At 38.9% G+C, this 23,759-nt stretch carries 18 protein-coding genes and 1 pseudogene; 3 read left to right on the top strand and 16 right to left on the bottom strand.

The window, feature by feature from the left end; genetic code table 11:
* Positions 1-46 precede the first annotated feature (46 nt).
* The 3 genes from mdh to citZ form a co-directional block, all read right to left on the bottom strand.
* Positions 47-988 (bottom strand): malate dehydrogenase, encoded by a 942-nt coding sequence (mdh, locus tag C9J34_RS10325; protein ID WP_107839786.1) that lies wholly within the window; start codon positions 986-988, stop codon positions 47-49.
* Between the two features lie 296 nt (positions 989-1,284).
* The gene (gene icd / locus C9J34_RS10320; RefSeq protein ID WP_107839785.1) at positions 1,285-2,550 is read right to left on the bottom strand and encodes an NADP-dependent isocitrate dehydrogenase; all 1,266 of its coding nucleotides are present in this window, start codon (positions 2,548-2,550) and stop codon (positions 1,285-1,287) included.
* Positions 2,551-2,712: 162 nt separating this feature from the next.
* Positions 2,713-3,828 carry a citrate synthase gene (gene citZ / locus C9J34_RS10315; protein WP_107839784.1) on the bottom strand — a complete coding sequence of 372 codons (1,116 nt, stop codon included), beginning with the start codon at positions 3,826-3,828 and terminating at the stop codon, positions 2,713-2,715.
* Positions 3,829-4,050: 222 nt separating this feature from the next.
* On the opposite strand from citZ, the gene C9J34_RS10310 reads away from it, so the two are divergent.
* Entirely contained in the window at positions 4,051-5,019 is a 969-nt protein-coding gene (locus C9J34_RS10310; RefSeq protein WP_107839783.1) for an AI-2E family transporter, read from the top strand.
* Here C9J34_RS10310 and C9J34_RS10305 read toward each other — a convergent pair.
* From C9J34_RS10305 to C9J34_RS10255, 11 genes and pseudogenes are all read right to left on the bottom strand, one after another.
* Positions 5,003-5,392: an FxsA family protein gene (locus tag C9J34_RS10305; RefSeq protein WP_107839782.1), complete on the bottom strand. Its 390-nt coding sequence runs from the start codon at positions 5,390-5,392 to the stop codon at positions 5,003-5,005. The genes C9J34_RS10310 and C9J34_RS10305 overlap by 17 nt on opposite strands.
* A 98-nt stretch (positions 5,393-5,490) precedes the next feature.
* Positions 5,491-7,251, bottom strand: coding sequence for a pyruvate kinase (pyk, locus tag C9J34_RS10300; RefSeq protein ID WP_107839781.1), 1,761 nt, complete (start codon positions 7,249-7,251; stop codon positions 5,491-5,493).
* A 27-nt stretch (positions 7,252-7,278) separates the two neighbouring features.
* Complete coding sequence (gene pfkA / locus C9J34_RS10295; RefSeq protein WP_107839780.1) at positions 7,279-8,238, bottom strand: 6-phosphofructokinase; 960 nt, start codon at positions 8,236-8,238, stop codon at positions 7,279-7,281.
* 236 nt (positions 8,239-8,474) lie between these two features.
* Entirely contained in the window at positions 8,475-9,548 is a 1,074-nt protein-coding gene (locus C9J34_RS10290; protein WP_107839779.1) for a branched-chain amino acid aminotransferase, read from the bottom strand.
* 236 nt (positions 9,549-9,784) lie between these two features.
* Positions 9,785-10,741 (bottom strand): acetyl-CoA carboxylase carboxyl transferase subunit alpha, encoded by a 957-nt coding sequence (accA, locus tag C9J34_RS10285; protein ID WP_107839778.1) that lies wholly within the window; start codon positions 10,739-10,741, stop codon positions 9,785-9,787.
* On the bottom strand, positions 10,734-11,603 hold the full coding sequence (gene accD / locus C9J34_RS10280; protein ID WP_107839777.1) for an acetyl-CoA carboxylase, carboxyltransferase subunit beta: 870 nt from the start codon (positions 11,601-11,603) through the stop codon (positions 10,734-10,736). The genes accA and accD overlap by 8 nt, the downstream gene beginning before the upstream one ends.
* A 15-nt stretch (positions 11,604-11,618) precedes the next feature.
* Positions 11,619-12,251 (bottom strand): FadR/GntR family transcriptional regulator, encoded by a 633-nt coding sequence (locus C9J34_RS10275; protein ID WP_238600619.1) that lies wholly within the window; start codon positions 12,249-12,251, stop codon positions 11,619-11,621.
* 260 nt (positions 12,252-12,511) lie between these two features.
* Complete coding sequence (locus C9J34_RS10270) at positions 12,512-13,639, bottom strand: helix-hairpin-helix domain-containing protein (RefSeq protein WP_238600618.1); 1,128 nt, start codon at positions 13,637-13,639, stop codon at positions 12,512-12,514.
* Positions 13,640-13,748: 109 nt separating this feature from the next.
* Positions 13,749-15,602: a group II intron reverse transcriptase/maturase gene (ltrA, locus tag C9J34_RS10265; RefSeq protein WP_107839810.1), complete on the bottom strand. Its 1,854-nt coding sequence runs from the start codon at positions 15,600-15,602 to the stop codon at positions 13,749-13,751.
* 770 nt (positions 15,603-16,372) lie between these two features.
* Positions 16,373-18,319: pseudogene (gene dnaE, locus C9J34_RS10260) on the bottom strand (DNA polymerase III subunit alpha); the annotation flags it as partial.
* A gap of 16 nt (positions 18,320-18,335) precedes the next feature.
* On the bottom strand, positions 18,336-19,277 hold the full coding sequence (locus C9J34_RS10255) for a DHH family phosphoesterase (protein WP_107839774.1): 942 nt from the start codon (positions 19,275-19,277) through the stop codon (positions 18,336-18,338).
* A 95-nt stretch (positions 19,278-19,372) separates the two neighbouring features.
* Here C9J34_RS10255 and C9J34_RS10250 point away from each other — a divergent pair, with 95 nt between their 5' ends.
* Positions 19,373-19,687, top strand: a complete 315-nt coding sequence (locus C9J34_RS10250) for a YtpI family protein (RefSeq protein WP_107839773.1) — start codon at positions 19,373-19,375, stop codon at positions 19,685-19,687.
* Positions 19,688-19,786: 99 nt separating this feature from the next.
* Here C9J34_RS10250 and C9J34_RS10245 read toward each other — a convergent pair whose 3' ends face one another.
* Positions 19,787-21,094, bottom strand: coding sequence for a DRTGG domain-containing protein (locus tag C9J34_RS10245; RefSeq protein WP_107839772.1), 1,308 nt, complete (start codon positions 21,092-21,094; stop codon positions 19,787-19,789).
* 344 nt (positions 21,095-21,438) lie between these two features.
* On the opposite strand from C9J34_RS10245, the gene C9J34_RS10240 reads away from it, so the two are divergent.
* The gene (locus C9J34_RS10240; protein WP_107839771.1) at positions 21,439-22,575 is read left to right on the top strand and encodes an amidohydrolase; all 1,137 of its coding nucleotides are present in this window, start codon (positions 21,439-21,441) and stop codon (positions 22,573-22,575) included.
* Between the two features lie 393 nt (positions 22,576-22,968).
* Here the strand turns inward: C9J34_RS10240 and C9J34_RS10235 are convergent, their stop codons facing one another.
* Positions 22,969-23,649, bottom strand: coding sequence for a metal-dependent hydrolase (locus tag C9J34_RS10235; RefSeq protein ID WP_107839770.1), 681 nt, complete (start codon positions 23,647-23,649; stop codon positions 22,969-22,971).
* Positions 23,650-23,759 lie beyond the last annotated feature (110 nt).

The raw sequence follows: 23,759 nt of genomic DNA, 5'->3' as shown, positions 1-23,759 counted from the left end.
TTAGAAAGAAAATTCTTTCAAGACAGCCCCCTTCTTTATATTAAATTTAGTTACTCAAAACACCCATAACCGATTTTACAGCCTCTGCTGAATAATCTAGTGCTGATTTTTCTTCATCTGTTAACTCTAGCTCAAAGATTTTTTCTATACCGTTTGCACCTAATAATGTTGGTACACCTAGGCAAAGGTTTTCATAGCCATATTCGCCTTCTAAGTAAGCGATTGATGGCAATACACGCTTTTGATCCTTTAAAATCGCTTCAGCCATTTCAACCATTGCGGCTGCTGGTGCGTAGTAGGCTGAGCCATTGCCAAGCAAGTTAACGATTTCTGCCCCACCATTACGTGTGCGGTTGACAATTTCCTCTAAGCGCTCTGGTGCAATTAATGATTCGATTGGTACGCCACCAACAAATGAATAGCGTGTTAATGGAACCATCGTGTCACCATGTCCACCTAAAACTAGTGCTGTCACATCTTTTACAGACATATTTAATTCCTCTGCAATAAATGCGCGGAAACGGGCTGTATCTAAAACACCTGATTGACCGATGACGCGATTTTTTGGGAAGCCTGTTGTTTTATAAACGGTATATGTCATCGCATCAACAGGATTTGTTAATACAAGTACTGTTGCATTCGGTGAATATTTTGCAATTTGCTCCGATACGGAAACCATGACTTTTTCATTCGTCTGTACTAAATCATCACGGCTCATACCCGGTTTACGTGCGACACCTGCTGTTACAATAACGATGTCTGAATCTGCTGTATCTGCATAATCAGCCGTTCCTTTTACATAAGCATCATAGCCTTGAATTGGCGCTGCCTCCCACATGTCTAATGCTTTACCTTTTGTTGGATTTTCAGCTTGTGGGATATCTAGCAAGACAACATCACCTAGCTCTTTTTGCGCTGCTAAAAACGCCGCCGTTGCCCCAGTGAATCCACTACCAATTACCGTGATTTTTTTACGTCTTAATGTCATGATCAATCCACTCCTATAAATGAAATGTTTTCCTACTTTTATAGTATCAAAAAAAGGGTATTTATATAAGTCAAACAAGTGGCAAAATTAGCAAATTTATCAGACAAGCATTGAGCAAACATCTATAGTTAATGTGCGAAATTGGGTGTACTTACGTGCGAACTGCAATGTTTAACGTGCGAAAACGAGTAGCTTACGTGCGAATCATTACTTTTGAACTGAAAAATCCCCATAGAAAAGCAAAAAGGGTGCCAGCAAAGCGGCGCGTTAGCCTGCTTTTCTGACACCCAAATCTATTATAGATTTTTAATTAATTCGTTAGCGAATTCAGAGCATTTTACTTCTGTTGCGCCGTCCATTAAACGTGCAAAGTCGTAAGTTACAACTTTAGAAGAGATTGTTTTTTCTACAGATTTTGTTACTAAATCTGCAGCTTCTTGCCAACCTAAGTGCTCAAGCATTAATACGCCAGAAAGTAATACTGAAGATGGGTTTACTTTATCTTGACCAGCATATTTTGGCGCTGTACCGTGAGTAGCTTCGAAAATAGCGTGACCCGTTACGTAGTTAATGTTAGCACCTGGTGCGATACCGATACCACCAACTTGTGCAGCTAATGCATCAGAAATGTAGTCACCGTTTAAGTTCATTGTAGCTACTACGTCGAACTCAGTTGGACGAGTTAAAATTTGTTGTAAGAAGATATCAGCAATTGAATCTTTTACGATGATTTTGCCTTCAGCAACAGCTTTAGCTTGTGCTTCGTTCGCAGCAGCTTCACCTTGCTCAGCTTTAATTGCATCGTATTGGTTCCAAGTGAATACTTTATCAGCAAATTCAGTTTCAGCTAATTCATAACCCCAGTTTTTGAATCCACCTTCAGTGAATTTCATGATGTTTCCTTTGTGTACTAAAGTAACAGTTGGTTTGTTATGTTTAATTGCATACTCAATTGCAGCACGAACTAAACGCGCTGTACCTTCTTGAGAAACAGGTTTAATACCTAAACCAGAAGTTTCTGGGAAGCGAATTTTGTTAACGCCTAATTCAGTTTGTAAGAAGTTTAATAATTTCTTTTGCTCGTCAGAACCAGCTTGGTATTCGATACCAGCATAAATATCTTCCGTATTTTCACGGAAAATAACCATGTCCACATCTTCTGGACGTTTAACTGGTGAAGGTACACCGTCAAAGTGACGTACTGGACGTAAGCAAACATATAAGTCTAACTCTTGACGTAATGCTACGTTTAAAGAACGGATACCGCCACCGATTGGTGTTGTTAAAGGTCCTTTAATTGCGATTAAATATTCGTCAATTTTATTTAAAGTTTCTTGTGGTAACCATTCGCCTGTTTGGTTGAATGCTTTTTCCCCTGCAAGAACTTCTAACCATTCAATTTTCTTTTCGCCATTGTATGCTTTTTCTACAGCTGCATCAATTACGCGAGAAGCTGCTGCCCAAATATCTGGACCGATACCGTCACCCTCGATGAAAGGGATTACTGGATTGTTTGGTACGTTTAACACGCCATTTTCTACTAAAATTTTACCGTTAGTCATGAATAGTTGCCTCCTATATTCGAAAATCTAGGACTGTGCATCTGCCCCAGTCCTAGATAAGTTTAGCATATTTTTTCAAAGCGTGCATTGGCAGTCGTAAAACTGCTATAAGTAGCAACTTGTACGAGTGCTAAACACACATTTTTAACTTATTTATGAAAATTAACGCTCTTCAACTGGAACGTATTTTTGCATGCCTGGCCCTACATACTCTGCACGTGGACGGATTAAACGGTTGTTTGCATATTGCTCTAAAATATGTGCTACCCAACCCGATGTACGTGATACAGCAAAGATTGGTGTAAATAGGTCATGCTCAATACCTAATGAATCATATACTGATGCAGAGAAGAAGTCTACGTTTGCTGGTAGTTTCTTTTGTTCTACAATCATGTCATGGATTTTAACAGACATTTCATATAATTCTGGTTTGCCTGTTAGCTTTGTTAATTTTTCAGACATTACACGTAAATGTGGTGCACGTGGGTCGCCTTTGCGGTATACGCGGTGACCGAAGCCCATGATTTTTTCTTTATTGTCTAATTTATTTTGTACCCATGGTTCCACATTCTCAAGTGAACCAATTTCAGATAACATTTTCATTACTTGCTCGTTTGCACCGCCATGTAAAGGTCCTTTAAGTGCGCCGATTGCAGCTGTTACACCTGAATATACATCAGAAAGTGTTGCTACACATACACGTGCAGTAAATGTTGATGCATTTAATTCATGGTCAGCATGTAATACTAACGCTTTGTCAAATGCTTCGATTTCGATTTCTGCTGGCTCTTCACCTTTTAGCATATATAAGAAGTTTGCAGCGTAGCTCAGCTCAGCTTTAGGTGCCACTGGCTCTAAGCCTTTACGGATACGAGAGAATGCTGTTACTACAGTTGCAATTTTCGCTTGTAAACGGATTGCTTTACGATAGTTAGCTTCTGGGTCCATTACATCTGCTTCTTCATCGAACACGCCTAATAATGATACAGCTGTACGTAACGCTGCCATTGGGTGAACTGTATTTAATGGGTATGTTTTAAATTGATCAAGAATAGCTTGTGGTACAGCCATATTATCAGCTAGTTGTTGTTTTAATTCAGCAAGCTCGTCCGCTTTTGGTAAACGAGTATGCCATAATAAATAAACTACTTCTTCAAAGCTAGCATTGTCTGCTAAATCATCAATATTGTACCCTACATATGTAAGTGTATCATCAATAATTGAACTAATTTTAGACTCTGCTGCTACGATACCTTCTAAACCACGTGTTGCTGTCATAAATAATCGCTCCCTCATGTTTTGTTGACTGTATTAGTGTTTAAACACACTAATTTCATTAACTATATGAACCTATAAGTAAATCGCTTACATGAACCATTATAATCAATTTTGACGGCTTTGTGAATGAAAAGTAACTATTTTAAGAAAAAAAGGCATTAGGGATGAAAAAATATCATTAAAAGAGAAGAAAAATACATAAAGTTTTAAGGGGTGGAATGATTGCATCATACACATTTAAAATTTTTAACAACCAACAATATAATAAAGTATTTAATTGTTGTTAGTTACTTACTACTCGCATTTCTTTTATTACCTATTTCTTTAGCTTTACTTTGCGCGTACTTGTTATACCCAATTGTACAATTTTTCCACAAAAAGTTGCATCTTCCTATTATCATTAGCATCACATTAACCACAGCTTTATGTTTCGCTATTATTTATCAACTATCTGCTATTCTTTTTCAAAGCTTGTTAACGCTTATACCTCATTTTAAAACGCATTTAGATACATTTTCAACACAATATGCTGATTTATTATTTTTCCCATTGCTGCTTGAGAAATCATTTTCTTTCATCGATTCCATTATGATGACACTTGTCAGCATTGCCCAACACACTTTCGGCTATTTATTTGAGTTTTTTATCTTTCTACTCGTCTTTTATTTTTCCTTATTTGAATCAAGAAAAAATCGCTTATGGTTTTTTGTTTATGTACCGAAAAAATATCGCGCTGAATGGCAGCATTATTTTAAGCGCGCTTTACATATTTTTTCATATTTTTTATTTGTATCACTACAACTATTTATTATGACCTTTGTTTTATTAAGTATTGGCTTTTATTTCTTAGGCTTTGAAAATCCAATTAGCAAAGCCTTGTTAATCTCTATTGCTGACGCATTACCATTTTTCGGGATAGGCATTTTTCTTATCCCACTAATCATCTACTTTTTTATTATTGGACAAAAGTGGTTATCCATTTCATTAATCGCCCTTTATCTTTTTATTCAACTATCGAGGCAGCTTGTAGAATCCATCGTTTGGGCATCGACCTTCCAATTACGTATGGTACACTCCTTCGTTATTAGCGCTGCCTCTATTCTTTTATTCGGGATATACGGTATTTTACTCAGTCCGTTTCTCTTGCTCATCGCAGTGAAAATAAGCGAAAAATCTATTTTTGCTCGATAATAATTTGACTATGTTTCATTCTTCTTCTTACCCAGCTAAAAATAAGTGGCTTAAACAGATTACGCGTAAATGGTAACAGTAATAAAAAGCCAATTAAATCTGTTAAAAAGCCCGGTAATAGTAATAACACACCACTAATAAACAACGCAAAGGCTTCTATCATCGCAACACCAGGTGACTTACCTTGTGCGATGCTGTGTTGAAGCGATTGGAATGAGCGGAGTCCTTTATTTTTCAAAATAAAGGCACCTATCAGGCTTGTTGCGATAATGAGTAGCAATGTTACGAAAACGCCTAACCACTTACCAACTAGAATAAATGCAGCAATTTCTGCAAAGCTTAGTACAATGAATAGAAGCAATATTTTTTGCATACAAGCACCTCCTACTTACTTAGTAATACGAACTATGACGAAAAAGGTTTCATTGTGAAAAGGACTGTTTGGCACTTGCCAAACAGCCCCCATCTCTTTTATAGAACACTCGCATGCCCTTTATAAATAACACCTGTTTCTGCGTCCATTGTAATTTCTTGTCCTTGACGGATTAGCTCTAATGCACCCTTTACCCCTACAATAACAGGAATGCCAAGGCTCAAGCCAACGACAGCCGCATGGCTCGTTAAGCCACCCTCTTCCGTGATAATTCCCGCGCATTTTTCAATCGCTGGCATCATTTCACGATCTGTGCCGATTGTTACTAAAATGGCACCTTCCGCATCATATGCTAGTGCCTCTGCTGCATTGTTCGCCACCAATGCTTTCCCTACTACAGACGCTTTGCCAACACCTTGACCACGTGCAAGTAAATCGCCAATAACATGTACTTTCATTAAGTTTGTCGTGCCGGCTTCACCGACAGGTACACCAGCTGTAATGACAACAACATCACCATGATCAACAAAGCCATGCTTTAATGATTCATCAACAGATAGCTCTAAAATTTCATCCGTTGTTTTGGCACGTTGGCATAGAATTGGCTTCACGCCCCAAACTAATGTTAAAAGTTGTGCTGTGTTTTTAGAGCCTGTCACTGCTACGATATGCACACCTGGGCGATACTTAGCAATCATTTTTGCCGTGTTCCCACTTTCCGTCGGTGCTAATACAGCCTTAATACCTAAATTCAGTGATGTATAAGCTACAGCTTGTGAAATAGCCTCTGTCATATTCGCTTCTTTTCCACGGCTCTGTTTTGACACAATCGAGCGATAATCTAATGATTGCTCTGTGCGCTCTGCAATTTTATTCATCGTTTGAACTGATTCTAACGGATAAAGACCCGCTGCTGTTTCACCAGATAACATAATTGCATCTGTACCATCAATAATTGCGTTCGCCACATCACTTGCTTCAGCACGTGTTGGACGTGGATTGCGCTGCATTGAATCTAACATTTGTGTTGCCGTAATAACGGGTTTTGCTGCTTGATTACATTTTAAAATAAGCGACTTTTGTACTAATGGCACTTCCTCAGCAGGAATTTCCACACCTAAATCTCCACGCGCAACCATTAAGCCATCTGAAACTTGAATAATTTCATCGATGTTATCAACACCCTCTTGGTTTTCGATTTTAGGGATGATTTGAATATGGCTGCCGTTGTTTTGTTCTAGCAGCTCGCGAATTTCTAAAACGTCACTTGCTGTACGTACAAAGGATGCCGCAATAAAGTCGACATCTTGCTCGATACCGAATAAAATATCTTGCGCATCTTTTTCAGTAATGCCCGGTAATTTAATCGAGACACCTGGAACGTTAACGCCCTTTTTATTTTTTAATACGCCAGCATTTTCAACAATCGTGTGAATTAAGCCTTTTTCAGTATCTTTTGCTAATACACGCAATTCGATTAATCCATCATCTAATAAAATGATATCATCTTGCTCTACATCATCAATTAACTCTGCATATGTAACAGAAAAGCTAGCTGCTGTTCCAACAACTTCTGCCATTGAAATATCAATTACTTGACCTGTTACTAAATGTAGCTCGCCATTTTCCATCGTATGTGTACGAATTTCTGGTCCCTTTGTATCTAATAAAATCCCTACAGGCTTTCCGACTTTCTCAGCAGCATCACGAATTGCTGCAATACGCACCGCATGTTCCTCATGCGATCCATGCGAAAAGTTTAAACGAGCAACGTTCATTCCAGCTTCAATGAGGTTTTCCAGCATTTCTGGAGATTCACTTGCCGGCCCAATTGTACATACTATTTTTGTTTTTCTCATAAGTTCACTCTCTCCATTTGATTAATATTAAATCGATAATTCCTTAGACAACGTATATAAACTTACATCTGCTTTATGTTCATTTTCATACGCTTCCTTTAAATCATAGTCCACAACTGCATGATTTTGAATTCCTACTGCGCGACCAGCTTGTCCTTCAAGTAAAAGCTCTACAGCTCTTGCGCCAAGTCTTCCCGCTAAAACACGATCTCGAGCTGACGGTGCACCGCCTCTTTGCATATGGCCTAGCACTGACACACGAATTTGGACACCTGTTCGCTCTTCTAAAATTTTTCCGAGCTTATGTCCAGGCATTACACCTTCCGCAACAATAATAATACTATGGCGTTTCCCACGAGCAGCACTTCGCTCTAAACGTGCAACGATATCTTCAATTTCAAATTCTTCTTCCGGAATTAAAACTGTTTCCGCACCTGCCGCTAATCCTGTCCAAAGTGCGATATCGCCTGCATTGCGCCCCATTACTTCCACAATAAATGTGTTTTCATGACTCGTTGCTGTATCACGAATTTTATCAATCGCTTCAACAGCTGTATTAAGCGCTGTATCAAAGCCAATTGTATATTCTGTACCAGGAATATCATTATCAATTGTGCCGGGAATTCCTACACATGGGAAGCCATTTTCCGTTAATGCCATTGCACCTCGGTATGAACCATCTCCACCAATAACAACTAAGCCATCAATACCTTCTTTACGTAAGTTCTCAATGGCTTTATTTTGCATTTCATCCTCTTTAAACTCAGGGAAACGCGCCGAATAAAGCATTGTACCACCACGTTGGATAATGCCACCTACTGACCCTAAATCAAGAAGCTCGAAGTTACCATTATAAAGCCCTTCGTAGCCATAGTAAACACCTACAACATCTATTTTATGGTAGTGCGCTTTACGAACAACCGCTCGAATCGCGGCATTCATTCCTGGCGCATCTCCTCCACTTGTTAAAACAGCTATTTTTTTCATCAAAAATCCCTCCTCGCATGACGCTATTATCACATTATCATGAATGTACACTTTATGTAAGCACTCTACACGATTCAATCAACTATTTTTACAAAAAAATAATAATTAACGGGCTGTTCTTTAAAAGTTTACTCAACTAAGACGACTATTTGCTCAATAAATCGCGTAGCTCATTTAAAATAGCTGTTCAGAATATATTATTTCTGAACAGCCTTATCTTTAAACATCTTTTACTATTATAGTTTAACAATCCAGCCAAATGAATCTTCTACTGTGCCGTTCTGAATACCTGTTAACGTATCATAGAGCATTTGTGTTACTTCGCCGATTTGTCCGTCATTTACTGTTAGCTCCGTATCTTGCCATTTCAATTGCCCGATAGGTGAGATAACTGCGGCCGTCCCTGTGCCAAAAGCCTCTTCTAAAATGCCTTCCTTATAAGCTTGTACCACTTCATCAATTGTAATACGACGCTCTTCTACATCAATATTTTTTGATTTTAATAAATGCAGCATCGAATCACGTGTAATACCTGCTAAAATGCTACCATTTAAAGCAGGTGTAATCACTTTTCCGTTAATTTTGAAGAAAATATTCATGCTACCTACCTCTTCAATATAACGATTTTCCTTACCATCTAGCCATAAAATTTGCGAATAACCTTCCTTGCTCGCAATTTCCTGCGCTTTTAACCCATTTGCATAGTTACCGCCTGTTTTTGCTTCACCTGTTCCACCTACAACAGCACGAACATATTGCTTTTCAACTAAAATTTTGACTGGGTTAATTCCTTCACTATAGTATGCACCAACAGGAGACATAATAATAATAAAATGATAGCTTTTAGCTGGCGCAACACCTAAAAATGGCTCTGTTGCGAAAGTATATGGTCGAATATAAAGCGATGTCCCTGGCTCGCTTGGAACCCAGTCTTTGTCAATTGATAACAACTGCTTTAGTGCATCCAACGCAAACTGCTCGTCAATTGCAGGAATACATAGACGGTCATTTGAGATATTTAAACGCTTAAAGTTGCGCTCTGGTCTAAATAATTGCACATCACCAGCAGGTGTTTTATAGGCTTTCATACCTTCAAAAACAGATTGTCCGTAGTGGAAAATCATAGCCGATGGATCAAGTGAAATAGGTTGATACGGAATAATACGTGCATTATGCCATCCTTGCTCTATCGTGTAATCCATCATAAACATATGATCCGTAAAATGTTTACCGAACCCTAGCTGTTCAGCTGTAGGTTTTTCCTTCGGTGTTGTAGTAAGTTGTGTTAGTATTATGTTTGTTGACGACATATTGCTATCCCCTGTTCTATAAATCGATTACGCCTTGGTTAGCTAGATTTTGTCATAAGCCTACAGGTTACTACTTTAAAATCTATGACCTCTGCCAAAGGCTTTATTTTGATTCAGCATTCATCTCGCTACCTAGTGGCGCTCTGAATCAAAACTCAAATCCATGAGTCAAAATAATTATATGTCTATCCTAACACGCTTTTACAACATTGTGTGCTATAAATTCAGATTATTTTTTAATTTTCGATAAATTGACCAATTGCCTTAAATTTTTCATAGCGATCTTGAACAAGTTCTTCCTCATTTAATATGGCTAACTCTGTAAGCGTCGCTGTTAAATACTCCTTCATTGTGCTTGCCTGCTTCTCAATATCGCGATGTGCGCCACCAGCAACCTCAGGAATAATCGTATCAATAATTTTCATATCCATTAAATCTGGCGCTGTTATTTTCATCGCTTCTGCTGCTTGTTTCGCTAGGCTCGCATCCTTCCATAAAATAGACGCTGCGCCCTCTGGTGAAATAACTGAGTATGTGGAATTTTCAAGCATTAAAATACGATTCGCTACGCCTAATGCTAATGCCCCACCACTTCCGCCTTCACCGATGACAATACTAATCACAGGCACTTTTAAGCCAGCCATTTCAATTAAATTACGGGCAATCGCTTCACTTTGACCGCGCTCCTCAGCTGCCTTCCCTGGATAAGCACCTTTTGTATCAATAAAGCATATAATTGGACGCTTGAACTTTTCCGCCTGCTTCATTAAACGCAGTGCTTTACGATAGCCCTCTGGATGTGGCATACCGAAGTTGCGACGAATATTTTCCTTTGTTGTTTTTCCACGTTGATGACCAATAATCGTAATCGGCTGCCCATCAAACGAAGCAATCCCACCAACGATTGCTTCGTCATCTCCAAATAGACGATCTCCATGCAATTCAATAAAATTTTCGAAAATCGCAGCGATATACGCTAATGTTGTAGGACGCTCTGGATGGCGCGCTACTTGCACACGATCCCACGGTGCCATATTTGAATAAATCGACTTTTCTAGCTGCCCAAGACGTGCCTCAAGCTTTTCAATTTCACCACTCATATCAACATCTGCGTCTTGCGCAATATGCTTTAGCTCATCAATTTTTTGTCGTAATTTAATAACCGGCTCTTCAAATGGCATAGTTTTAGACATGTGCTGCTTCCTCCTTGCGATGTAACTTAACAATCGTCGCTACTTTATCACGCATTTCATGACGGTGGAAAATAGCATCTAATTGTCCATGTGCTAGTAAAAACTCTGCTGTTTGGAAGTCATCAGGCAGTTTTTCACGTACTGTTTGCTCAATAACACGACGACCAGCAAAACCGATTAATGCTTGAGGCTCTGCAATATTGAAATCTCCTACTGACGCAAAGCTTGCAGATACACCACCCGTTGTTGGATGTGTCAAAATCGAAATATATAATAAGCCCATCGCACTATGACGACTTAATGCAACGCTTGTTTTCGCCATTTGCATTAAAGACAAGACACCTTCCTGCATACGTGCACCACCACTAGCAGTGAAAATAATAAATGGTACACCTAGCTCTGTCGCCTTTTCAATTGCACGCGTAATTTTTTCACCAACTACAGAGCCCATTGAGCCCATACGGAAATGCGAATCCATAATCGCTACAACCACTTGCTCATCCTTTAACGTACCAATACCTGTTAAAACCGCTTCATTCAAGCCTGTTTTCTTTTTGTCCACTTCAATTTTCTCCACATATGCTGGGAAGCCTAAAGGGTTGGTTGTTTGTAAATGGTCATCCAAAGATGTAAAGCTACCTTCATCTAAAAAGATTGCCACACGCTCCTGTGCTGTTAACTTTAAATGATGCTGACAATTTGGACATACTTTTAAATTTTGCTCGACCGCTTTTGTCACATGGATTTTTCGGCACTCAGGACATTTCGTCATTAAATCCTCTGGAAAATCCTTTTCCTTTGTTGCATTGAAACTACCTTTTTGTTTTTTTCTATTTACTGAAAATATATCTCGTATAGCCACTTCATATCCCCCTTATCATTCACCCTGAATAATTTCTATCCATTCTTCGTATGCTTCAATGGCTCCTTTTATGTAGCCCATTTGCAATGATTTCATAAACATTTGGAGCGCTTCTTTTTCTCGCTCTGTGACAAGCTGCTTGAAAGTTTGCGCGCTATAGGCCAATAATTGCAACCATATCTTCAGCGACAGCCGATTATTTGAAGCGATGATGCACTCTTTCAAAACATCCTCTCGCACAAGCTCCTGTTGCAATTCTACTTTAATAAATAAACTTTCCCATACTGGCAAGTTGCGCAAAGACTCACTTCTACAAATAATGCGAATCGCTTCGCGCTCATGCATTTCACGCGTTGCATGAACATCTTCAATAGATTTTGTATCTTGTAAAATAAAAGATGATAAAATTTCGATTAGTTGATGATGATGAATGGATGCTAAAAACGTACCGCCTCCATGTCTTGTTTCGATTAAACCTAGCAACTCTAAGCTGCGCAGTGCTTCACGTACAGAAGACCGCCCAACACCGAGCTGCTCTGATAAAACGCGCTCTGATGGCAATTTATCGCCTGGCTCAATTTGCTGTTCATGAATCAATGTTCGAAGCTCTTTAACAATTTGCATAAACATTTTTTTATTTTCAGTCATAAATGTCGATACTTTCCCTTCATATCGTCACTACTTTGTAATTGTTATTATTATGTAAATCAGCCGTGCAAATGATAGAGAGCATGCAGCAGTCATCCACATACTCCCTATGCCTTTTACTTATAGGTGCGATTTTTTAACAGCTTCACTGTTTGAACAAAAGTGGTCTGACCACTTTTGCACATTTCCAATATACATAAGTTTTAACAAAAAGTAAAGAAAAAACTGTGCTAAGTACAAAAAATTGCACTTAGCACAGTTTACATCGCTTGCATCCGCATATGCTTTACTTTTAATTGCGGTTTACCGAATCGAAATTCTAAGACACCTTCTACGTAGGCGATAAGATTTAACTCAAGCTGCTGCTGAACAGCGGCAAATTCTTTTGGGAATAATGTAGCAGAAATGCTACCATACTCATCTTGCAATTCAACGAATGCCATTAACTCTCCCTTTTTTGTACGAATTTGCTTAATTTCTGAAGTAATACCGAGCATTTTTACATACTGGCCATCTCGTTGCCGATTCACATTATATGTCGTGGCGCTCACTTGAATCGTTGTGCGCCATTTCGTTAATGGATGCTCCGATAAATAAAAGCCCAGCACATCTTTTTCATATTGTAGTCTTTCTTGTTGTGATAAAGGCTCTGTTACTGCTAATTTCGGTTTTCCTACGTTAAAGTCAACATGCTTTCTGGCCGCTTCAATCGAGGCGAGTAGCACCGCTCGATCCAATTGAAAATCATCTAGCGCGCCGGCTTTAATCAAAGGTTCAATCGCTTTTTGCTGAAAGACAGCAGTTGACAGAGAGCTTGCCAAATCAAATAAATCTTTAAATGGCGTATCTCTCTCATTTCTTACTTCCATTAAACTTTTTAAAAAGGGTTGTGATACATTTTTAATCGCTGATAAACTATAGCGTATTTGACCATTCTCCACTTTAAAATGACGTCCGCTTTTTTGTATGGACGGCGGTAAGATCGTTATTCCCTTTGCTTTCGCTTCAATTAAAATTTGTACAAGCTTATCTGTGTTTCCTGTCGCGTTTGTCAATAATGCCGCATAAAAATTCACAGGATAATGCGCCTTTAAATAAGCCATTTGATAAGAGATTAGGCTGTATGCAACCGCATGGCTTTTCGGAAAGCCATAATCAGCAAAGCGCACAATCAATGCATATACTTCATTTGCGATTTGTGGGTCATAGCCTTTGTGCTGGGCGCCTAGCACAAAGCGTTCACGCTGACGCTCTAGTTCCTCACGATTTTTTTTACTAACTGCACGACGTAAAATATCCGCTTCACCAATCGAGAAACCTGCCATGACATGAGCGATTCGCAATAGTGATAGGTAAGCCTTTGAAATAATCTCCAGCTTTTCCCCCACTCCACACCGTACGTGAGACTTTCACCTCATACGGCGTTCCATCATACCAAAATCGAATTTATTATCTAACAGAATTTCCAATGCTTTTTGTTTAGACTTTAAAACTTGGTTAAATCGTTTCTAATTTACATTTTCGGCGCAATGTGTTTATTTTCTTAATCATGTCATTGTCGAGGTTTAATTCTACTTTTAATCGTCCAATTACATCTTCTTTTACTGCATGAATTAAGCGATGCACTTTTTCATGAACAATTATCAGATTGTTGTACTTGTCATCACCACCTAAATGTCTCGGTTTTTGATGATGACAGTGTACCTCATTGACCTCTAATTCCATTTTCGTTATTGCACATTTACCTTTTTGAGCAGAGAATCGAGAAAGACGATTATCGTTGTATTCGACTGTTTCACCCATTACTGGATTTCTCATTAGTAGTGTAATTTTAAATTCAATATTGGCATTCAACTTTTTGTGTATCAGTTGTCTCCCAACCTCACTATAACTTGAGATTTCCTGGGTGAATTGCATCGGGGCTTTATGTGAAATCTTTGCTAATGGTATTATTGCCATTTTACAGAGATAATGAATCCCTTTGCTATCGCCATATTTTTCTTCAATAAATTTACTCATTGTACCCGTTTCTGTTCTTACATCTTTAAAACGATTTTTCCTAATTTTTATTGTGAGGTAATCCACTTTATGAAAGTCTTTACTAATATGTGTAGCTGTATCATAATAATTATGGAGTCCAGCGATTGTTGCGTTGTAAATACCGATATTTTTCGGTAGTTCGCTAGGCTTTCCATGTTGAATTTGTTTGACAGCGGTTTTTATTTTGTTTACAGTTTGGTCAAATGCTTTTTGATTCATATGTGACCTAACTGTAAATTTATCTTTACTGCTTGCTTTATATGCGCTCCATTTAATCCCTTTGCGAACAACCTTCATTTTGAATCCTAGAAACTCTGAATAGTTTTTCTTTAGGTTGACGATTTTTGATTTTTCTTCACTGATTTCAAGCCCTAATCGTTCTTGAAGCCATTTCGTCACTGCTATTTTGATAACTCTAGCTTCTTTAAGTGTTCGACAAAAGATTTTAAAATCATCTGCATATCGGACAATATGCATTTCTTTTAAATTGGTAGCTTGGAGTGCTTTATTAACTGCAATACTGCAAGAGTATCGATGTCTTGTGTTCATCCCGTTCCATTGTGAATGAATCCACCAATCGAATTCATTTAGTACGATATTTGACAGTAAAGGAGATAAGATTCCCCCTTGTGGTGTCCCTTTAGTAGGGACTCCTTCTCCGATAATCTCAGCTTTTAACATCTTGGAAATTAATTTTAATAATGTTTTATCTCTAATTCCAAGTTGCCACAATTGTTTCATTAGCTTGCCATGATTCACGTTATCAAAAAATCCTTTAATATCAATATCTACAACAAAGTGCAGATTATTGCGTTGCATTAGGTGATAACATCTTGCCATAGCGTGCGTTGTGCTCCGATTAGGTCGGAATCCAAACGAGTAGTCATAAAACTTAGCTTCACATATCGGTTCCAGAACTTGTCTAATACATTGTTGTACTAATCTGTCTTCAATTGTTGGTATCCCTAAAGGTCTTAGTTTCCCATTCACTTTAGGAATCATTACTCGTTCAACTTTATGTGGATGATAGTTGGCTAATCTTTTTCTAACTTGAAATACCAATTGGTCAGGTGTTAGCCTTTCTAAATCTTCTATTGTGTGTTTATTATGTCCCGCTGTAAGACTGCCATTATTAGTTTTAATCTTTCTGTATGCTACAAGAATATTTTCTCTATGCAGAATTTTGTTCATTAAATCGGAGAACTTACTTCCACTTTTTGCTTGACTGTATAATTCGTCATCCATACTTTGCACATCGTAGTATTCATTGTAGCGAAGTGAATCATTTTTCAAAGTCTTATTGCTTTGCATTGTCAAAGTCGGTTCCCTCCTTTGCAGAAGTGGATTTCCTCTTTTAGTCATACTCGAACCTTTGAATATTCTGTTATAACTTTTTCTTTTAATTGATATGACTTGTGCCTATCCCTCCACCACTTATTATCATGGTTTCAACGGTACTGTGGCACTACTTTCACTTGAATAAAAATAAGTTATATCAAATGAGATTTTCCTTATTAACGCTTCCTTGGAATTAGGATCCCTCAACGTTCCAAGCTTACCACGTTCCTATAATCCTATCTGTACATATACCTTTAGGTGCTTCCTTTATGCCTGCTAGCTGGACGATGCCTGTAACATCATAAGGTATTTCATAAAATCAACTTTTACTCTACCTCACTAGCCCCACCTTTATATGGGAATAGCCTTTCGACTACTTAGAACTCTAGACACGTACATTCAGAAGTTTGTCAGTTATTAAAACATTCTCACCATGGGTATTTTATAGACTCCCGGCATATCATTTTCCATATCTCTACTTCCACCTTTTCAAACAGGTAGGCTCTAGCCTTTTTGAACCAATTTTACTTTGGTCGTTTTGAGACTTAGGATAATTTCTGCCGACTTTACCAAGCTTCATATCAGCAAGTTTCCTATTACTCGCTCACATGTTGGAACCTTAGAGGGTTTGTTTCAGGGCGTTACTCCTTCATTCCAAACCTCGGATTATAAGTTCTCTACCTCAAATGAGAGGGATGCTGCTTTTCGGATAGTAAATATCCTTATGCAGAACGTGTCACACTAATTTGTTCTTGATAAATCAAGACGCCATAAGTCTCGTACAAAATCGGTTCAAGCACAGGATGTAACAACGTCACCTGCTCCTGCCCATGCTTTCTGCGTGCATATGTTGCAATGAAATCCATCGGTCCTGGGCGATAGAGTGCATTGACTGCTACTATATCTAAAAAATGTGTTGGCTTTATTTCTCTTAGCGCTTGACGCATCCCCTCAGATTCTAATTGGAAGATACCCGCTGTATCGCCAGCCTGTAGCAAATTAAATGTTTGTTGATCGTGCAGTGGTATCTTCTCAAACTGGATATCCTGTCCATGCGTATATTGTACAGAGCGACGTATTTGCTCTAAAATGGTTAAATTGCGCAAGCCTAAAAAGTCCATTTTTAATAAACCAGCTTGTTCAACTTCAAACATTGGCCATTGCGTTAAAAATATTTGGTCATGCCCCTCCTCGATTGGTACTACTTCTACAAGAGGGACGGGACTTAGCACAACACCAGCAGCGTGTGTCGAGGCATTGCGAGGTAGACCCTCTAGCTTTTGTGCTGTTGCATACCAGCGCTCTCGCTCAGGTTTTTGCTGTATCCAATTGCGCAAGTTTTGTGATTCCTTATAAACGTCTTGTAGCATAATTCCCGGCTTATTTGGCAACATTTTAGAAATTTGTTCAAGCTCTGTTTGCTCAAAGCCTAGCATTCTCGCAACATCACGTGCAACAGCTTTTGCTGACAATGTGCCGAATGTAATAATTTGTGCAACGTGCTGCTGCCCATATTTATTGGCTACATATTGAATAACTTCCTGCCTTTTCGTATCAACAAAATCGATATCAATATCAGGTAATGTCACACGTTCAGGATTTAAAAAGCGCTCGAATAATAAATCATATTGCAACGGATCAACTTGCGTAATGCGCAGCGCATAAGCAACAAGTGAACTCGCTGAGGAGCCCCTTCCTGGACCCGTTAAAATTTGCTGTTCCCTTGCGAAACGCATAAAATCTTCCACGATTAAAAAGTAATCAGCATAGCCCATCGAACAAATGACACTTAATTCATGGCGCATACGTTGCTCATAGTTCGTTGGAAGTTGCATGCTTTGTAATCTTTGCTGCAAGCCACTTAATACATGTTCTTGCAGTAATTGCTCTGCGGTTTGTCCATTCGCAACTGGAAATTTCGGCATAAGTGTATCATGCTGCTCTAGCGTGACATGACAACTCCTTAATACTTGTACTGCTTGCTTTAGCCATTGTGGGCGATCCACAAAAAATTGTTGCCACTCTTCCTTTGTTAGCATATAGCGGTGCTTTAATTTCAAGTTAAAAGTTAAATTTTCTTTCACACCTGTATCAATCGCACGTGCTACTTCATAAGCAAAATGGTCATCCTTTGTCATAAATGTACTTTCATGGATAGCCATAATCGGAATCGCCATTTGCTCACTCAGTTGAACTGCTTCTTGCTCACGCGCTGCTGCAACTTCTAATCGCTCAATCCCAATGAATAGGTGCTCACCAAATAATTGCTTAAGCTGCTCGGCAAGCTGTGGACGTTCTAACCATACTGCCTCTTGTGCAAATACTGGAATAATGGCAATACAGCCTGCTGCGTAGCCTGCAAGCCAACGAAATGGTAATAGTTCATCCTTGCGAATCGCGACACTGCTACTAATCTTTAATAGATGGTGATAACCTCTATTATTTTGCGCATATAAAATTAAGGGCAACTCGACATCCTCGGCAAATTGCACATTTACTGCCAACCCGATAACTGGATGGATACCAGCCTTCTTCATTTCGTGCCAAAAAGGCAGAAGACCATATAGCCTCGAATTCACGATGGCGCATGCCTCTGCCTTTTGTTGCTGTAAAAAAGGGATGAGCGCTTCAATGCGTATCGTACTTTTCAATAAATCCGCGCTCGTTCTTATTTGTGGATAAACAACCATTTCCATCCCCCTTACATTAATAGTTCTTACAAAGCTCCTGTAACTCTTTCACAATCTGCTCTGCTTCTTGCCATGAAGATGCAGAAGCACCTGAAGCTAATGGGTGTCCACCACCATTATATTTTTTAGCTAACCCGTTAATAACAGGTCCTTTTGAACGCAGGCGCACACGAATTGTATCTCCTTCTTCAATAAAGATCACCCATGCACAAATACCTTTCACACTGCCTAACGAGCCTACTAATAAAGACGTTTCAGAAGCCGTTACACCATATTCCTGCAATACTTCTTTTGTAATTTTTAATGATGCCGCTCCATGCTCATCCATTTGAAAGTATTGATAAAAATAGCCTTGTAACTGCAATAAATGCGGCTCCATTTCATACATACCATCAAATACTTCATTGCGGTTGAAGTTATATTGAATCAGCTGCGCCGCTGTTTCAAATGTTTTTACAGTTGAGCTTGAAAATAAAAATCTACCTGTATCTCCTACAATACCTGCAAATAATAGACGTGCTGCTGCATCAGAGAAAGTCCATTCTTTATAGTCTCTACCTTCCTCATAAAGCTCATAAATCATTTCACTTACAGAGCTTGCACCTGTATCAACCCATATTATATCGCCATAGGCATCATCGTTTGGATGATGGTCAATTTTAATCAGCCTATCACCAGACGTATAGCGTTCATCATCTACACGCTCGGTATTCGCCGTATCTGTCACAATCACTAATGCACCATCAAATAGTTCATCCGTTATACGCTCTGGCATCGCTAAAAATGTTAATGATGAATCATGCTCACCTACAGCATACACGGTCTTCTCTGGATAGTTTGCTTGTATTAGCTCCTTTAAACCGAATTGTGAGCCATAGGCATCAGGGTCTGGACGCACATGTCGGTGTATAATAATTGTATCGTATTGCTCAATTGTGTCGATGATTTGACGTTTCAAGCGTTTTTCCTCCTTAATTCAAGTGAAATCCGTTCGCATTTTTTGCTAAAAGTTTGTACAATAGTAACAGCTTTAGCTTTATGGGAGGTTCACTTATGTCTAATGTCTTAAACTTTATTTTTGTTTTCTTTATTGTCGTATCATTTGTGTTTTATTTTTATTATAAAACAAAACAATTCCGTTCAACACTGCCGATACGAAAAAAATGGTATACCGCAAAAGCAGGTGTTGCACTCGGTACTTTTATTATTGCATTTGGATTGAATGCAACAATCATCTATCCAACATCCGTTGGCTATGGTGTTGCTATTGTGTTCACCCTTATCGGCGCAGGCTTAGCATATAATAACTACAAACGCGCTCGCCATGAGGGGAAATATGTACATGAGGAATTCGAGCTCAATAAGTAGCTTATAATCTATCACGTCGAGACGTGATGCTAAATCAAGTTAAACGTAGCTGTCGGAAAAGCGTGCTCACACAAGGCTTTTCCGACAGCTACTTGCGTTTTAACGCTCCAATAGTTGGAATGTCATCATCGCTTTTCCAACTAACAATGTCTCACTGAATACTTCGAACTCCATCTTAACAAATTTTCGGCTCATATCTAAAATTCTTGGCTTAACGGTTAGCACGCTCTCCATTTGCACAGGCTTAATGAAATAAATCGTCATATTTTCCGCAACTGCCTCACCGCGCTTGCGTTTTTTCAAAGCAAAAGAGCCAGCTTCAGCAAGCAGTGTCGTAAATGCTCCGTAAGAAATACCGCCAAATTGATTTGTCATTTGAGGCGTTACGACAAATTCTACCGCAACTTCTTCCTCATCCACCATCTTCATTTCGTTTTTTACTAAATCATCAATCGTTTCACCTTGATGCGGCTGGCGCTGTGCAAGCTGCAATGCCTTTAAAACATCTTGGCGGCTAATCACACCTTGTAATGTGCCATCATCATTGACAACAGGCAACAAATCAATTCCTTCCCAAATCATACGATGCCCCGCAGAGGCAACACTTGTTTTCATGGAGCCGGCAATCGGGGTTTTCGTCATCACCTTGTCAATTAGCTCGGTATCCTCTTTTCCGATAACGTCCTTTACCGTAATCATCCCCACAAGCTTTTGTTGACTTGTTACGACAGGGAAAGCACCATGCGAAGTGCGACGATTTTGCTCTCTAAAGTCATGCAATGTTTGGTCATTTTGCAACACAGCCGTTTCTTCAATCGGTACATAAATATCTTCAATAAGCAAAATATCTTTTTTGATAAGCTGGTCATAAATCGCTCGATTAATCATCGTAGCTACGGTAAACGTATCATAACTTGTCGAAATAATCGGCAACTCTAAATCATTCGCCAATTGTTTATTAGCTTCCGCCGTATCGAAGCCACCTGTAATTAATACAGCTGCACCCGCATTTAAAGCATGCTCATGCACTTGTGTCCGATTCCCGACAATTAGCAAACTTCCTGCATCCGTATAACGCATCATATCTTCAAGCTTCATCGCTCCAATAACAAATTTCGTCAATGTTTTATGTAAGCCTGTTTTCCCACCAAGCACTTGCCCATCTACAATATTAACAATTTCAGCAAATGTTAAGCGTTCAATATTTTCTTTTTTCTTCTTTTCAATGCGAATTGTCCCAACACGTTCAATTGAACTGACAAGACGACGATTTTCCGCCTCTTTAATCGCACGATAGGCAGTTCCCTCACTGACTTTCATTTCTTTAGCAATTTGGCGAACTGAAATTTTATCTCCTACAGGCAATGATTCAATATATTGCAAAATCTTCTCGTGTTTCGTTGACATACAATCACCTATTTCCCTATCTTCCTTCCTAGTTAGTGTATCATATTTCTTGATGATACATACAAAACAAAAGTGTATTTTACTTTGATGAAAACGTTTGAACAAAATGACTTTAAGGCAAATATTTTTAGCCTACCCACTAAATGCTTATTGGTTGACCAATCCGACTTTTACAGGCTGTTGTGAACATTTTGCTTTCACCTATTATTTTAGAATGAGCGTCTTGGATTTGCACCTAGCCCTCCGCTTCAAGCACAAAAATTTCGAAAATAAAAATAATTCTATAAATTATACACCTGCTCCTTTTTATATTTAGTATACTTGAAAAATAGGAGGGGTTTTTTATGTTACATATTAAAAATGCACAAATTCGTACAGGTACTGGTGATATTATTCATGGTGACTTAGTCATTGAGGATGGCAAATTTAAAGCGATTGGCGATGCTATATCCATACCTGCAAACGCCCTAACAATTGATGTACAAGGAAAAATTATTACGCCAGGTCTTATCGACGTACATACACATTTAGGCGTTCATGCAGAGGGTGTTGGTAAAGCGGGGCATGATTTTAATGAAATCAGCTCAGAGTCAACACCTGAAGTCAGCTCATTAGATGGGATTCAGCCGCAGGATATCGGCTTTGAAGATGCGAGACGTAACGGTGTCACAACGGTTCAAATTATGCCAGGCAGCGCAAACTTGATCGGTGGAGAAATGGTCATCGTCAAAACAGCCGCAAAATCAGTTGTCGATGCAATGATTATCAAAAATCCATCTGGGCTTAAAGCAGCAACAGGTGAAAACCCGAAAAATACGCATGGTGGCAAAGGAAAAATGCCAACAACACGTATGGGCGTTGCTGGACGCTTACGTGAAATGCTTATCGCAGGTCAAAATTACTTAGAAAAACGTGAACAAGGTGCATGTGAGAGAAATTTAGGGCTAGAAAATATTGCAAAAGTATTAAAAAAGGAAATTCCCTTACGCATTCACGCACATCGTGCAGACGATATCGCAACAGCACTACGCATTAAACGCGAATTCAATATTGATATGACAATCGAGCATTGTACAGAAGGACATCTCATGGCAGATTTTATCGCACAGCATGATATTCGCGTATCTGTCGGACCAACAATGTCATCACGTTCAAAAAACGAAAACGCAAATAAAGGCTGGCACACACTCATTGCATTGCGGGAGGCAGGTGTACCCTTTTCCATTACAACAGATCACCCCGTTGTTGGCATTACACATTTATTAACAAGCGCTATTTTAGCTATTAAACACGGACTAACGGAGGACGAAGCACTTGCTGCCATTACGATTAATGCAGCTAAACATTTAGGCATTGAATCACAGGTAGGTTCAATTGAAGTTGGCAAAGATGCCGATTTTGTCATTTGGAATGGCGATCCTTTCGATTTACGTACAACCATTCATCAAACATACATTAATGGTACAGTCGCATACGAATAAAAATAAAGAAGCTGGGACAGCACTCGACTATTGTGAAAAATAGCGCAACTGGATAATACTCTTTTCGCTTCAATGAGCTAAATATTCTGTCTTAAACCAAAAAAGGAGCTGTCCAAAAAGATATCACCTTTTTAGATAAGCTCCTATTTTGAGTTTAATTGAGCGAATGTGGTTGTCTTGTGGGCGAATTTTGCTTTTTAACGGGCGGAAATGGTCTTTTTGCGGGCGAAATTCACTATCTTACGGGCAAATCATTACTTTTGAACTAAAAATTTCGAAAACACATGCTTCATCGCCTTTTCTTTCAATGAATAACCCATCTAGATTTTCCGTTATTCAACGGTGATTCCAACTTTCTGGACAATCCCTTTTTTTGTCCACAGCTACCTTACCTTATAGCTTCACGTAGTCTCCAGCCTGTAAAATTTGCACGTCTGCTCCCTCTACCAAATCAGCAAAATGCTGTGGATCTTGTGCAATCGGTGGGAATGTATTGTAATGAATCGGTACGACAATTTTTGGCTTTAATAATGACACCGCATATGCTGCGTCCTCTGGTCCCATCGTAAAATTATCTCCAATTGGCAAAAAGGCAACATCGATTGGATGGCGCTCACCAATTAGTTTCATGTCACCGAACAGCGCTGTATCTCCTGCATGATAAATCGTTAATCCTTCTGCCGTAAATAAAATTCCGCTTGGCATACCTGTATAAATAATTTCATTGTTTTCCGTTACATAAGATGAGCCATGGAAAGCTTGTGTAAACTTCACTTTACCAAAGTCAAATTGCTTCGCCCCACCAATATGCATATTGTGGACGTTTACACCTTGCCAGCCAATGAAGTCTGCTAATTCGTTCGGTGCGACAACTAATGAATTATTTGCTTTCGCAATTTCAACCGTGTCACCGACATGGTCATTATGTCCATGCGTTAATAAAATGACATCGGGCTTTTGCTCCTCTACTTGTAAATCTGTGGATGCATTCCCACGAATAAATGGGTCAATTAAAATCGTTGTATCATTTGTTAGTATTTTTACTACGGAATGTCCATGGTAAGATATTTGCATTATTAATGCTCCCTTCAAAAAAAAATTTGTTACATAAAATTATATTCTCTATATCTGCAAAATTTCCTCTTTTTTGATATGCTAGTAAAGGAAATATATTTAACAATACG

Source organism: Metasolibacillus meyeri, assembly GCF_003049505.1.
Lineage (GTDB): Bacteria > Bacillota > Bacilli > Bacillales_A > Planococcaceae > Metasolibacillus > Metasolibacillus meyeri.
The sequence above is the reverse complement of the archived record's forward strand: the minus strand, read 5'-3'. Positions and strand labels throughout refer to the sequence as shown.